A 13,257-nucleotide genomic window follows, 5' to 3' on the forward strand; every position below is an offset into this window, starting at 1 on the left:
CAACGGTGCGGCATCCGCCGCGATCGGCGGATCGATGAACTCGGCAGAGCTCTTCGGCGCGCTGCGCCGGATCGGTCACATGCCCGCGGCGTCCGCGATCTCGATCGCTTTGTGCACCAACGCGTCGATGAGCTCGACGGTCGGCGTGCCCGCCGCGGCCTTGTTCTGTGGCTCGTCCATCGCCCGGCGCATCACGCCCTCCGCGATCACGGCCACCTTCCACAGGCCGAGCACGTGCCAGTACCGCAAGGCCGACGGATCGCGCCCGGTTTCGGCCAGGTACACCTCGGCGAGTTCGGCGCGGGTCGGGAAACCCGGCAGCGTCGAGGCGGGGAAATCACCGCCGGTGCCCTCTCCTGGCTCCGGCCAGTAGGCGAGCAGGCTGCCCATGTCGGCCAGCGGTTCACCCAGCGTGGACAACTCCCAGTCCAAAGCCGCGACGAGCTCACCGGATTCGCGATCCGCGATGACGTTGCGCAGATGGAAATCGCCGTGCACCAGCGTGGTCTCGCGCTGTTCCGGGATGGCCGCGACCAGCCTGCGGGTCAGGTCGTCGAGTTCGGGCAGTTCCCTGGTCTTGGACTGCTCCCACTGCCCCGCCCAACGTTTGAGCTGGCGCTGGGCATACGGCTTGTGGCTGGCCAGATCCGCGAGACCGACCTCGGAGATGTCGACGGCGTGGATCTTGGCGAGCGTGCGCGGCAGCGACAATGCGATCTCGCGACGCCGCTGCGGAGTCAGCGACCGCACGATGTCCATCGTGTCGACGACTTGACCGTCGACGAACTCCATCAAGACCAGCGGCGCGTCGGAGATGGCCGGATCGTTGGCGACCCCGAGGATGCGCGGCGCGGGCACCGGCGTGCCTTCCAGCGCCGCGATGATCCGCGCCTCGCGCACCACGTCGTGCGCCGACGCGAGCAGGTGGCCCAGCGGCGGCCTGCGCAGCACCCAGCGCCGCTCGGCGGCGTCGGTGACCAGATAGGTCAGATTGGATTGGCCGAGACCGATTCTGGTGAAACGCAGCGGCCCGTCGACCTCGATGCCCAGCGATTCGAGCCAACCGGCCACCGCCGCCGGGTCGACCGCCACGCTGTCGGAAACCTCAGGCACCGGCCGACCCCCCGCGGAACAACGCGTTGTCGACCAGGATGTCGACGCTTCCGTACTTCTCCAGCGTCAGGTCGACGCAGCGTCGCGCCGCGTCCTCGTCGGTGGCGTGCGCGGCGGCGAGACCGATACCGCGGGATGCGCCGGTGACGATGGCCGTGCGGCCGGTCAGATCAATGCTGGTCATCAGGCTTTCACTCCATTGCTCGCGGCGGTCTCGGCGGTGCGGTACTTGCCCAGCTCCTGCCGGGCGATCGCCCGCTTGTGTACTTCGTCGGGTCCGTCGGCCAGGCGCAGCGTGCGCAGATGCGCCCAGGCCATGGCGAGCGGGAAATCGTCGGTGACGCCGGCGCCGCCGTGCACCTGGATCGCGCGGTCGACCACCTTCAGCGCGATCTGCGGGGCCGCGACCTTGATCGCCGCGATCTCCGTGCGCGCTTCCTTGTTGCCGACCGTGTCCATCAGATGGGCGGCCTTCAGGGTGAGCAGCCGGATCATCTCGATCTCGATCCGCGATTCGGCGATCCAGTCCTGGATGTTGGCGTTCTCGCTGATCGGCTTGCCGAAAGTGGTGCGCGAGCCGGCGCGCTTGCACATCAGTTCCAGCGCGCGTTCGGCCATGCCGATCGAACGCATGCAGTGGTGGATTCGGCCCGGTCCGAGGCGCGCCTGGCTGATGGCGAACCCTTCGCCCTCACCCTTCAGCACATCCTTGGCGGGCACCCTGACGCCGGCGAAATCGATCTCGGCGTGGCCCTCGCGGTCCTGATAGCCGAAGACCGGCAGGTTGCGCATGACCGTGACGCCGGCCGCGTCGATCGGCACGACCATCATCGACTGCTGCCGATGCGGCGCCGCGTTCGGATCGGTCTTGCCCATCACGATCAGCACCTTGCAGTTCTTGTGCAGCGCGTTGGACGCGAACCACTTGCGGCCGTTCAGGATGTAGTCGCCGCCGTCGCGAACCATCGACAGCTCGACATTGGTCGCGTCCGAGCTGGCCACGCGCGGTTCGGTCATCGCGAACGCCGACGCCATCGTGCCTTCGAGCAGCGGCTTCAGGTACTTCTGCTTGTGCTCGTCGGTGCCGAAGAGGGTCAGCACCTCCATGTTCCCGGTGTCGGGCGCATTGCAGTTGCACGCCTCCGACGCGATATGGCTGCGACCCATGATCTCGGCGAGCGGCGCGTATTCGAGGTTGGTCAGCCCGGGGCCCCATTCCGGATGGGGGTGGAAAAGATTCCACAGTCCGCGACGGCGGGCCTCGGCCTTGAGCTCCTCCAAGATCGGCGGATGGAAATGCGGGTCACCGGATTCACGCATCTGCCGCTCGTAGACGGGTTCGGCGGGATAGACGTGTGAATCCATGAACGCGAGCAGATCCGCCTGGTACTTCAAAGCACGTTCGGACATGTCGAAAAAGGACATCCTGGCTCCTGACGGTAGGGCGGTGTCGGCGATGCGATGTCCGGACGGTACCTCGGCACGGCCGAGCCGACTGCGGGGTGACAGCTGCGATCCATACCCCACCAAAGGATATATCTGAAGTCGGCGTCAATTTCAAAGATCGCGACCGGAAGCGCTCTCGGCCAAGGGGAGACTCGCTTCGGCGCGCGACGGGGCACTCCGCCAATCGCGATCTCTCGCGGCAACACCAGCGATGCACTGACACGCCGATGTCGGCGCTGCTGAAGGCACCGACGAAGGAGTTCCAGGCGGCGCGTCATGCCAGGAGGACGGTCACTCTCCCGAGGGAATGCGCAGCGCGTTGACCCACAGCCGCGTCGCGGTGTCGATCACCTCGTCGAGCGGTGCCGGATCTACCGCGTCCGTGCCCGCGACGAAATGATTGAAGGCGAGTCGGCTGACCATGCCGGACAGCGCGCGCGATGCCAGCATCGGATCCAGCTCCGCGTCCGCGAGCCCCCGCTCCTGGAGGTTCTCGATGCTGCGCGCATTGCGGACGACGAACGCCTCCGCGCGGTTGCGCCGCAGCCGGGCGAACTCGGGGTCGATATTGGCGACCTGCTCGAGCAGCCCCATCAGTTTCGCGTTGCGCTCGTAGGCCAGGAAGTAGGCGCGGTTGCTCGCCGCGATGATCCGCGCCGGGTCGGCGTCCTCGTCCACCCGGGGCATGCCCGGATGCATCATGTCCTCCTGGGCCACTTCCAGCACGGCCGCGAAGATCTCTTCCTTGCTCGCGAAGTAGGTGTAGAAGGTCCCGGACGAGCATTTGGCGGCCTTGGTGATGTCCACCAACCGCGTTTCCAGGTACCCGCGCCGTTCGAACACCTTCCGCGCGGCCGCGATCAGCGCCGCGCGGGTCCGCAGACCGCGCTGGGTCGCCGGCAACTCCCGCAACAGCGACGAGCGCGCCATGGACGGTGGCGCGTCATGGTCGTCGACGTCGGCGTCAGGAATAGTCATGTCGCATTTATACGTCCGGTCGATGTCGTTCGCGGTCTCGGGCGGGGATTCCGGAGGCTGTCGACGGCCAGCGCCATCCGGCGATCCGGTCGGGTCGCCCCACTGATTGAACCTGACGCCGATTTCAATTACCCTCCGGAAGAGCCGCCGCCATCGAGCGAGCTCTGACTTCGGTCGACTGCCGAACCTCCGGTTTCGACGTCATCACGGAACAGAAAGAGAACACGCATGCCGAAGACACAGCAGGTCCGTCTCGCGCAGCGCCCGACCGGGCTGACCACTGCCGACACCTGGAACGTGACGACCGAGGAAACCCCGGCCCTCTCCGACGGGCAGCTGCTGGTGAAGGTCGACTACATCTCCCTCGACCCGGCCATGCGCGGCTGGCTCAACGATGTTCGCTCGTATGTCCCGCCCGTCGGCCTCGGCGAGGTCATGCGCTCGCTCGATATCGCGACCGTCGTCGAATCCACCCACCCGGACTTCGCGGTGGGCGACACGGTGAGCGGCATCTTCGGGGTGACCGAGTACGCGGTCAGCGACGGCCGGGGTGTCCAGCGCGTCGACCTGAACGTCGCACCCGGGCCCACCTGGCTCGGCGCACTCGGAATGCCCGGAATGACGGCGTATTTCGGCCTGTTGGAGGTCGGGAAGTTGCAGGCCGGGGAGACGGTGGTGGTTTCCGCGGCGGCCGGGGCCGTCGGCAGCGTCGTCGGACAGATCGCGAAAGCCAAAGGCGCGCACGTCATCGGCATCGCCGGTGGACCCGAGAAGTGCCGGATGCTCACCGAAGAACTCGGGTTCGACGCGGCCATCGACTATCGCGACGAATCGGTGTTGAGCCGGCTGCGGGAAGTGGCGCCCAAGGGCATCGACATCTACTTCGACAACGTCGGTGGCGAGATCCTCGACGCCGCGCTGGCCAACCTGCGCCGCGGCGCGCGGGTGGTGCTGTGCGGTGCGATCTCGGCCTACAACGACGAGACGCTCGCACCCGGGCCGTCGCGCTACATGTCCCTGCTGGTCTTCCGCGCGTCCATGACCGGCTTCGTCGTCTTCGACTATGCCGACCGCTATGGCGAGGCCGTCCAGCAGATCGCGCAATGGTTGGCCGAGGGCAAGCTGAAGAGCCACGAGCACGTCGTCGAGGGTGGGGTCGCGCGCTTCGGCGAGACGTTGAACATGCTGTTCACCGGTGCGAACAACGGAAAGCTCGTGCTCGCGGTCTGATTCGGCCGACGGCGCGTCGACAGGTGCCGCCGGCGACCACGGCAGCACCCGTGACGACCATCCGAGCCAGACCGTATTTGATCATCCATTAAATTCTGGCCATGAGGATCGTGGCGGTTCTGGCTCCGGACAGCGTGCTCGGTTTCGAAGTGATGCTTCCTGGCATGGTGTTCGGCGCCGCGAACACGGTGAGCGGGGAAGAGCACTACGACATCCGGATCGTGACGATCGGCGGAACGGCCGCCGCCGCTTCCGAGCACGGTGCGGTGCGGCTGGTGACGGACTGGGATCTCGACAGTCTGGCCGATGCCGATACCGTCGTCGTGCCTGGCCAGGCCGAATTCCGTTGTGAGCCATCCGCTGTCGTTCGCCACGTGCTGCTGGACGCGGCCGCGCGGGGCGCGCGGTTGGCTTCTGTCTGCGTCGGCGCGTTCACCCTCGCCGCGACCGGGTTGCTCGACGGGCAGCGCGCGACCACCCATTGGGAACACGCCGCCGAGCTGGCGCGCCGCCATCCGCTCGTCGACGTCGACGCCTCGGTGCTGTTCATCGACAACGGCGCGGTGCTCACCTCGGCCGGGGCGGCGGCGGGGCTCGATCTGTGCCTGCACATGGTTCGCCGGGATCTCGGCGCCAAGGTGGCCGCCGACACCGCCAGGCAGATCGTGATGCCGCCGCAAAGGGACGGTGGGCAAGCGCAATTCATCGCGCACACCGACCCGGACAGCCCCGACTCCTCCCTGCAGCCGGTCCTGGACTGGATGCAGGTCAACCTGCACCGCCCGCTCACCCTCGACGACATCGCCGCGCACGGAGCCATCAGCGTGCGCAGCCTCAACCGCCGGTTCCGCGCCGAGATCGGGACCACTCCCCTCCAGTGGTTGCTGCGCGCCCGGGTGCACCGCGCGCAACAGTTGCTCGAGACCACCCACCTGTCCATCGACCGCATCGCCGAAGAGGCGGGCTTCGGCGCCGCCACGACCTTGCGCTACCACTTCGCCCGCCTGACGCGAACGTCTCCGCAGGCCTACCGCAACAGCTTTCACCATTCCGGCCGTTCCTCGCGGCTTGGCGAACGAACGGCGTAGCCGCTACTCCGCGTAGCCCGTGGCCAGATTTGAGCAATACATGGCTATCTGGCCACTGGGCGGCGGTTACTTCCGAGCACACACTGAGTGGGCACAATCGGAAGGGAACACACGATGACCGTTCAGCAAGCCGACAAAGCTCAATTCAACTTGCCCACTTCGGAACTCGCCGTCGCCGCGGACGCGTTGGTCGCCGAGGTCTCACCGGAGCTCGTCTACAACCACTGTGTGCGCAGTTATCTGTACGCGCGGGAAGTGGCGGCCGCCGAGGGGTTGCGCGAAGGTGTGGACTACGACGGCGAACTGCTCTACCTGGGCTGCCTTCTGCACGATCTCGGCGCGACCGAGCACGCCAACGGCGACCAGCGTTTCGAGGTCGACGGCGCCGACGCCGCCGCGGATTTCCTCAGAAGCAAAGGCGTCGACGACGCGCGGGTCCGAACAGTGTGGAACGCTGTCGCACTGCACACCGTCGACGGCATCGCCCATCGTTTCGGGCCGGTGGAAGCCCTGGTTCAGCGCGGCACCGGAGTCGACATCGTCGGCCGGGACCGAGAACTACTGCCCGAAGGGTTCGCCGAGCGGGTGCATGCCGTGTGGCCGCGTTACGACCTCGGGTACTCGTTCGGCGAGATATTGGCCAGGCAGGTGCGCGACAACCCGGCCAAGGGCAGCCCGTTCACGTTCCCGGGTCAGGTCTGTCAGCTGTACTACCCGACGCACGGACCGATCACCTGGTTCGACATCGTGGACGGCGCGGGCTGGAACGACCGGCCGGTGCGGGTCGATTCCGGCAGCGTCGGAGCCGCGGCGCCCGCCGAACTGGCGTCGCTGTTCGAGCGCTACTTCAACGCCGGTGACCTCGACGGCTTGATGTCGCTGTACGAGCCCTCGGCACTGCTCTTTCCGAGCCCGGGCGACCGGCGATCGGGTACCGCGGCGATCCGGAACGCGCTCGGCGACATGATCGACTCCGGCGCCCGGATCGAGCTGCGGACGCGCCGGGTGCACGTGGTGGGCGAGCTAGCGCTGATCTCGAACGACGCCACCGTGTCGGGCGTGCGACCCGACGGCGATCCGGTGATCTCCAGTTCCACCGAGATCGCCCGGCGCGGCCGTGACGGGTCCTGGCGCTACGTGCTCGACGACCCGTACTTCTCGCTGTGAGGCGCTCGATGAGCACCTACGGAATTCTCGTCTTCGACGATGCCGAGGAACTCGACTTCGCCGGGCCCTGGGAAGTTTTCACCACCTCGGCGATCCTGCGGAACGACGCCGATCGCGCCGTCCTGATCGCCGAACGGCCCGAACCGGTCCGATTCAGCAAAGGGCTTCGCGTGCTGCCGGACCATACGCTGGACGACCATCCGCCGCTGGACGTACTGCTGATCCCGGGCGGACGCGGGGCACGGACGACGCAGCCTCACAACGCGGTGGTCACCGAGTGGATCGCCAGGACGGCGGCCGAAGCCTCCTGGGTGGTGAGCGTCTGCACCGGAGCGTTTCTCCTGCATGCCGCGGGCCCGGCGCGCGGCCGCCGCGTCGCCACGCACTGGAAATACGAGGACGCGCTCGAAGCGCGCGGCGACGTCACCGTCATCCGGGACGCACGGTACGTCGTGGACGGCAACCTCCTTACCAGCCAGGGCGTTTCGGCTGGCATCGATAGTGCGCTCTGGCTCGTCGGCCGACTGCACGGCCGGGCGCACGCGCGGGCCGTGCGTCGGGAGATCCACTACGACCCGGCCCCGCCCTACCTCGCCGACGAACCCGAGGTGAGTTGACCGCGACCGCACCGCACGGCGAGGCTCGGGACCGAGGCGGCGGTGCGCACCTTCTTGCGGCATTCGGGGTTGCGAAACGGCTGACAGGAACGGGCTTCAGCTCAAGCGGTGCTTGGCGAGAAGGGCCGTGTCTTCCAGGATTTCGTCGATCGGTCCGTTCGCGACGATTCGGCCCGCGTCGAGGATCACGGCGCGGTCGCAGACGCGTTGGGCGTAGGGCAGGTCGTGGGTCACCATCAGGATGGTGGTCGGCAGGGTCAGGAGAATGTCGGCGAGTTCGCGGCGGGCGACCGGGTCGAGGTTCGCGGCGGGCTCGTCCAGCACGAGCACCTCGGGTCGGCACGCGAGGACTGTGGCCAATGCGGCGCGGCGGCGTTCGCCGACCGAGAGGTGCGTCGGGGAGCGATCGGCGCGGTCGGTCATACCGACCGCCGCGAGCGCGTCGCGCACGTCGGCGGCGAGACGTTCGCCCCGGACACCGAAATTCGCCGGACCGAAGGCGACGTCCTGTTCGACGGTCGGCATGAACAGCTGGTCGTTGGGGTCCTGGAAGACTACGCCGACGCGTTGGCGGATAGCGCGAACAGTGCTGCGGTTCAAGCGAGTTCCGCCGATACGCACCTCCCCCGATGCGGCAGTGAGTACACCGTTCAGATGCAGCATCAGCGTGGATTTTCCGGCGCCATTGGGGCCGAGGACAGCGACCCGTTCCCCGGTCGCGATGTCGAGATTCACGCCGCGCAGGGCGCCGGTTCCGTCGGGATAGGCGAAAGTCAGGTCGACCAGGCGCACCGCGGGTGTCGTCGGCTCGGTCACCGGACCGCCCACGCGCTCAGGCAGACGCAGATCGCCCCGGCCCCGGGCAGCAAGCCGAACAGCCAACGCGTTCGAGTTGTCGGATGGAGACCGAAATCGGGTGCCGTCCCGTCGAATCCACGCGACAACATCGCGAGATGTACGCGTTCGCCCCGTTCGTAGGACCGCAAGAACAAGTGGCCCGCGCCGCGGGCGGTCGCACCGGCTTGACGCAGTGTGCGCGGGTCGTCGCCGCGCGAGATCCGGGCCATCCGCATTCGCGCCGCCTCGTCCACGAGCACCTCCACATACCGAAGCATGAGCACTACGATCATGACGATCACGCCCGGGACACGCAGCCTGGCCAGCCCGGCGGGCAACTGGCCGATGCTCGTCGTCGCGGCCAAGGTCAGCGAAATGCCGACGCCGATAGTTCCTTTGGCGATGATCCCCCACGCGGCATACAGACCGGTCGTCGACAGCGATAGCCCAGCGAACACTGTCCTCGGTTCGCCCGCGGCGAACGGCAACAGTATCGCCAACACGACGAAAGGCGCTTCGATCAGCAGGCGCGGCGCGATCCACCGGAGCGGGATACCGATCCACGACCACAGCGCGACCAAGCCCAGCGCGTAGCAACCGAACGGCCAGAACAATTCTCGCGGAGTCGCGACGACAGCGAAGATCGCGACCACCGCGCAGACGATCTTCACTTCGACAGGCGCCCGATGAGCGGGCGAATTCCCCGGCAGATACAGCCAGTGACCGCTCACCTCAAGCCGACTCCGACCCGGCGACCGCGGTTTCGCCTTCCGCCGAAGGGGTCCTGTTCTTCCGTCCCGTGCGGATCGTGCGAAGCAGAGCGAACAGCGCGGCGAATACGGCGGCGGCGCCGAGAATGCCCGCGATGCCGATCAATTCGTCGTTGCCGTCGATCGCGTAGTCGGCCAGCGGAGAGTTCGCGAGCCGATGTTCTTCGGCGCTCTGGGCGATGCATTCGCCGTGCAGTTCTTCGGCGCCGTCGACCTCGAGCACCGTGCATCCGCGTTGAGTCGTGGCGTCGAGTCCGTCCGGTTGCGAACTGGCCACGTAGGACAACGTGCCCGCGATGATCACCGCGACCGCCGCGAACGCCCACAGGAACCCGGTCATCGAGAGTCGGGCGCGAAGCGGGGCCGCGTCGGTTCGGTGTCGTTCGGTGACCCGCAACAGGTAGACCAGATCGGGTCGAGCCTTAGCCACTGCGACAACGGTGATCGCGGTGATGATTCCCTCTCCGACCCCGATCAGCGCGTGGGTGATCGCCATGTATCCCGCGACGGCCCCGACGGTCGATCCCGCCGCACCGCCGATCGCGTACTCGACGACGAAACCCATTGCGGCGGCCAGCGTTCCGGCAAGCGCCGAGACGAAGGCGGTGACAGCGATCCCTGCGTCGACCCGCTTGGCCAGCATCGGCAGGATCAGGCGTGCGACCGTGTAGCCCACCGCTACGCCGATCAGCGCCATGTTGGTGATGTTGGCACCCAACGCGGACAGGCCGCCGTCGGCGAAGAGAAGCGCCTGGACGACGAGCACGATCGCCACACACAGCGCCCCGACGTAGGGTCCGACCAGGATCGCGGCGAGCGCCCCGCCGAGCAGATGCCCGCTCACGCCGGGCAGGATCGGAAAGTTCACCATCTGCACCGCGAAGATGAACGCGGCCACCAGACCCGCCATGGGAGCGGCACGTTCATCGAGTTCGGCACGTGCCCGCCAGGCGGCGAAACCTGTTCCGGCAATCGCGATCAGGGCGAAGACCAACGAAGTCGGAGCGTCGACGATGCCGTCGCTCATATGCATGGCAACTGTGTAATCGCTCACCCCTCGAGACGATACGCTCTATACCTGCGCATGTGAACACATATGGAGGTATGGGCGCGGGAACTGGCCCTACGCGCTCGCGAGCGGCAGAGTGGAGACGTGGCAGTCAGTCTTCCGCTGGACCCCGATCACGCGAGCCGCGCCGCGTCGGGACTGGATATCGTCGGCATCGACCAGTGGGCCGATCGTTTCGACATGCTCTCCGACGCCCACCGGCTCCGGCTTCTGGTATGCCTGCACCACGCACCCGACATCAGCGTCAGCGATCTCGCCGCCGCCGTGGGCAAGTCCGGAACCGCTGTCTCCCAAGCGCTTCGGCTGCTTCGCCAGCAGGGATGGGTGACCAGCACCAAGGACGGTCGCATCGTCCGATACCGCCTCGCCGATGACACGATCCACGAGTTGCTGCACTGGATCGGAGCGACCCATGCCGCGGAGACGGTCCGGTCCGAGAGGCCGTGAGCGAACGTGGTGTCGGTTCGACAGCGAGATCAGCGCACCGGCGCCACGGGCTGTAACGGCCGGATCTCGTCCTCGCCGGGCCGGATGACACCGGCGTGCGACTCGGGGACCTCGTTCCATGCGCCTTCGACGTCGCGGAGCGGTTCGGAGACCACGAACCGGGTCTCGTCGCTCAACCGGTGCAGCACTTCCACCTCCGGGTGGAGAGCGCGGACCTTCTCCACGGCGGTCGAGAAGAACAGCGACCGCGTCCGGCCCTCGGTCGAGTAGCGAAAGACCCACAGGGAGGTGCCGTCCGTCGTCGCGACCGTCATCTGCACCGGGTTCTCGACGCCGTGGCGGGCGCCGACGTCCTCGACGAGTCCGACCGCCCGCGCGACGGCGGCGAACGGATCCTCGGTGAGGCCGAAGGTCAGCGCTAGGAAGAAGAGGGTCTCGGAGTCCGTGGAACCTTCGATGTCGGGGTAGAGGCTCGGGTCGACGGCCATCAAGAGGTCGCGCTTGACCTCGGAGAATCCCCGCAGTGCGCCGTTGTGCATCCACAGCCAGTCGCCGTACCGGAACGGATGACAGTTGCTGCGCTGCACCGGGGTGCCCGTCGACGCGCGCACGTGCGCGAACAGCAGCGGCGTCCGGATCTGCCGGGAGATCTCCTGGAGATTTCGCTCGTTCCACGCTGGCTCGATGCATTTGAACACCGCGGGCGTCGGGCCCTCGCCGTACCATCCGATGCCGAAGCCGTCACCGTTCGTGGTGGTCGCGCCCATGCGCGAGTGCAGGCTCTGGTCGATCAGGGAGTGGACAGGCCTGAACAGTAGGTCCTCGATGAGGATCGGATCGCCGGAGTATGCCATCCACCTGCACACCTCTTCATTGAAGTCCCGTACCACGCGCTTGTGGCGGGTTTCGGGAATTTGCCCTCCTGCGCTGGGGGTCTCCTCGACGTCGGGACCGTCACGCGTTTTCACACGGCATCCTGACACTTTCGTCATTATCCTAGAGTTTCCATACATGCTGATGATATTCTCAAAATTGTAGGCGGGCGACCTGCGCAAATGCGGCCTACCGTGAGGTCCTAGGAAGGAATTACCGTGGCGAACGACCGCATCGACGTGCATCAGCACCTGATTCCGCCCGTCTATCGCGAGGCGCTGCGGACGCACGGAATCGACGCTGCGGGGGGCCGTGAGCTGCCCGAATGGACGCCGAAGGCGGCGTTGCGGTCGATGTCGGCGGCGGGCATCGCGTCCGCAATCCTGTCGGTTTCGACACCCGGCACCGCGTTCGTGACGGATCCCGCCGAAGCCGCGGAACTCGCCCGCGCGGTCAACGACTACGCCGCGAAGCTCAGCGCCGATCACCCCGATCGCTTCGGCTTCTTCGCCACGGTGCCATTGCCCGATGTGGCGGCGGCCGCCGCCGAAGCGGAGCGAGCCCTGGACGACCTCCGAGCCGACGGTTGCGTTCTCCTCGGCAACTCCCGCGGCAGCTACCTCGGCGAGGAAGGCCAGAACGACCTGTTCCGCGTCCTCGACGAGCGCTCGGCGGTCGTTCTCGTGCACCCCGCGGAGCTGCCCGCCTCCCCGGTACCCGGCGTCCCGCCGTTCGCCACGGACTTCCTGCTCGACACGACGCGCGCTGCATATCTCTTGGTACGCAACGGAATCCGTCGCCGTTACCCCAACATCCGCTTCATCCTCAGCCACGGGGGCGGCTTCGTGCCCTACGCCGCGCACCGCATGTCCCTGAGCATTTTCAACCAGACCGGCGCCAGTCCCGTCGACGTCCTCGACGACTTCGCGGGCTTCTACTTCGACACCGCGCTCTCCGCCAGCGCGTCCGCACTCCCGAGCCTCCTCGCCTTCGCCGAACCCGGACATGTGCTCTACGGCAGCGACTGGCCGTTCGCCCCGGAACCCGCGGTGCACTACTTCAACGCCGGACTCGACGAATACCCGCACCTCGACGCGTCCACCCGCCGCGGTATCGAACGCACGAACGCGACCGCACTCTTCCCCCGCTTCGGACGCGCCACCCCGCTCCCGCAACCCCCATTCCTCGCCCGCGCACGGCGAGGCCTGCGGCAACGCGCGTTCCGCACCATAGCCCGCGCCGCGAGCAATCACTGAGCCGAGACGCTGTCAGCCGGTTGTCGGTGGGCTGTCAGCGGTGGGGGTCATTGTTCTTCTTGTCAGCCGGAGCACGGGCTCCGGCACCGAAACAAGGAGAAGGCAATGTCGCAGAACAACATCTCGGATCTGGTCGCCGCTCACATGGAGACCGCTCGGGCGAAGGCGGATCGGCGGATGGAGGCGGCCGAGGCGGCGCAGGTGCGGGCCGGGGTGCGGATCGAGGAGGCGAACGGGTTCGTTCGGCCGAGCAAGGAGGAGCTCCAGCAGGTGCGGGCGGAGGCGCGGGCGCTGAGCAAGCAGATGGCCGACGAGCTGAAGGCGCGCGGGGCCGCGCTGAAGGCCGGGCGATAGCCGGGGACGGCG

The 13,257-nt window shown here is 67.3% G+C and carries 14 protein-coding genes and 2 pseudogenes; 7 read left to right on the forward strand and 9 right to left on the reverse strand.

Annotated features, from left to right (window positions below; all coding sequences use genetic code 11):
* Positions 1-75 precede the first annotated feature (75 nt).
* The 4 genes and pseudogenes from AB0H49_RS17025 to AB0H49_RS17040 form a co-directional block, all read right to left on the reverse strand.
* A complete protein-coding gene (locus AB0H49_RS17025; RefSeq protein ID WP_357252311.1) occupies positions 76-1,113 on the reverse strand; it encodes a phosphotransferase family protein in 1,038 nt (345 codons plus the stop codon).
* A 22-nt stretch (positions 1,114-1,135) separates the two neighbouring features.
* Positions 1,136-1,297 (reverse strand): annotated as a pseudogene (locus AB0H49_RS17030) (3-oxoacyl-ACP reductase); the annotation flags it as partial.
* Positions 1,297-2,538 (reverse strand): acyl-CoA dehydrogenase family protein, encoded by a 1,242-nt coding sequence (locus AB0H49_RS17035; RefSeq protein WP_357252313.1) that lies wholly within the window; start codon positions 2,536-2,538, stop codon positions 1,297-1,299. The gene AB0H49_RS17035 and the pseudogene AB0H49_RS17030, both read right to left, overlap by 1 nt.
* 312 nt (positions 2,539-2,850) lie before the next feature.
* Positions 2,851-3,537 (reverse strand): TetR/AcrR family transcriptional regulator, encoded by a 687-nt coding sequence (locus tag AB0H49_RS17040; RefSeq protein ID WP_355000972.1) that lies wholly within the window; start codon positions 3,535-3,537, stop codon positions 2,851-2,853.
* A gap of 228 nt (positions 3,538-3,765) precedes the next feature.
* Here AB0H49_RS17040 and AB0H49_RS17045 point away from each other — a divergent pair, with 228 nt between their 5' ends.
* The 4 genes from AB0H49_RS17045 to AB0H49_RS17060 all read left to right on the forward strand — a co-directional run bounded on the left by AB0H49_RS17045 (position 3,766) and on the right by AB0H49_RS17060 (position 7,639).
* The gene (locus AB0H49_RS17045) at positions 3,766-4,767 is read left to right on the forward strand and encodes an NADP-dependent oxidoreductase (RefSeq protein WP_357252317.1); all 1,002 of its coding nucleotides are present in this window, start codon (positions 3,766-3,768) and stop codon (positions 4,765-4,767) included.
* A gap of 101 nt (positions 4,768-4,868) precedes the next feature.
* A complete protein-coding gene (locus AB0H49_RS17050; RefSeq protein WP_357252320.1) occupies positions 4,869-5,855 on the forward strand; it encodes a helix-turn-helix domain-containing protein in 987 nt (328 codons plus the stop codon).
* Positions 5,856-5,969: 114 nt separating this feature from the next.
* Complete coding sequence (locus AB0H49_RS17055; RefSeq protein WP_355000975.1) at positions 5,970-7,022, forward strand: DUF4440 domain-containing protein; 1,053 nt, start codon at positions 5,970-5,972, stop codon at positions 7,020-7,022.
* A gap of 8 nt (positions 7,023-7,030) precedes the next feature.
* Entirely contained in the window at positions 7,031-7,639 is a 609-nt protein-coding gene (locus tag AB0H49_RS17060) for a DJ-1/PfpI family protein (protein ID WP_357252323.1), read from the forward strand.
* Positions 7,640-7,735: 96 nt separating this feature from the next.
* Here the strand turns inward: AB0H49_RS17060 and AB0H49_RS17065 are convergent, their stop codons facing one another.
* The 4 genes and pseudogenes from AB0H49_RS17065 to AB0H49_RS17080 form a co-directional block, all read right to left on the reverse strand.
* Positions 7,736-8,455 carry an ABC transporter ATP-binding protein gene (locus tag AB0H49_RS17065; RefSeq protein WP_357252326.1) on the reverse strand — a complete coding sequence of 240 codons (720 nt, stop codon included), beginning with the start codon at positions 8,453-8,455 and terminating at the stop codon, positions 7,736-7,738.
* Complete coding sequence (gene cbiQ / locus AB0H49_RS17070; protein ID WP_357252329.1) at positions 8,452-9,207, reverse strand: cobalt ECF transporter T component CbiQ; 756 nt, start codon at positions 9,205-9,207, stop codon at positions 8,452-8,454. The genes AB0H49_RS17065 and cbiQ overlap by 4 nt, the downstream gene beginning before the upstream one ends.
* A 1-nt stretch (position 9,208) precedes the next feature.
* Positions 9,209-9,586 (reverse strand): PDGLE domain-containing protein, encoded by a 378-nt coding sequence (locus AB0H49_RS17075; protein WP_357252654.1) that lies wholly within the window; start codon positions 9,584-9,586, stop codon positions 9,209-9,211.
* 51 nt (positions 9,587-9,637) lie between these two features.
* Positions 9,638-10,279: pseudogene (locus tag AB0H49_RS17080) on the reverse strand (energy-coupling factor ABC transporter permease); the annotation flags it as partial.
* Positions 10,280-10,399: 120 nt separating this feature from the next.
* Here AB0H49_RS17080 and AB0H49_RS17085 point away from each other — a divergent pair.
* The gene (locus AB0H49_RS17085) at positions 10,400-10,762 is read left to right on the forward strand and encodes a metalloregulator ArsR/SmtB family transcription factor (protein WP_357252331.1); all 363 of its coding nucleotides are present in this window, start codon (positions 10,400-10,402) and stop codon (positions 10,760-10,762) included.
* A 29-nt stretch (positions 10,763-10,791) separates the two neighbouring features.
* On the opposite strand, the gene AB0H49_RS17090 is transcribed toward AB0H49_RS17085, so the two are convergent.
* Positions 10,792-11,616: a class II glutamine amidotransferase gene (locus AB0H49_RS17090; protein WP_357252334.1), complete on the reverse strand. Its 825-nt coding sequence runs from the start codon at positions 11,614-11,616 to the stop codon at positions 10,792-10,794.
* 237 nt (positions 11,617-11,853) lie between these two features.
* Here AB0H49_RS17090 and AB0H49_RS17095 point away from each other — a divergent pair, with 237 nt between their 5' ends.
* Positions 11,854-12,891 carry an amidohydrolase family protein gene (locus AB0H49_RS17095; protein ID WP_357252337.1) on the forward strand — a complete coding sequence of 346 codons (1,038 nt, stop codon included), beginning with the start codon at positions 11,854-11,856 and terminating at the stop codon, positions 12,889-12,891.
* 105 nt (positions 12,892-12,996) lie between these two features.
* A complete protein-coding gene (locus AB0H49_RS17100) occupies positions 12,997-13,245 on the forward strand; it encodes a hypothetical protein (RefSeq protein ID WP_357252339.1) in 249 nt (82 codons plus the stop codon).
* The last annotated feature ends 12 nt before the right edge of the window (positions 13,246-13,257 follow it).

Source organism: Nocardia sp. NPDC050713 (assembly GCF_040654315.1).
In the GTDB taxonomy this organism is placed as follows: Bacteria; Actinomycetota; Actinomycetes; order Mycobacteriales; family Mycobacteriaceae; genus Nocardia.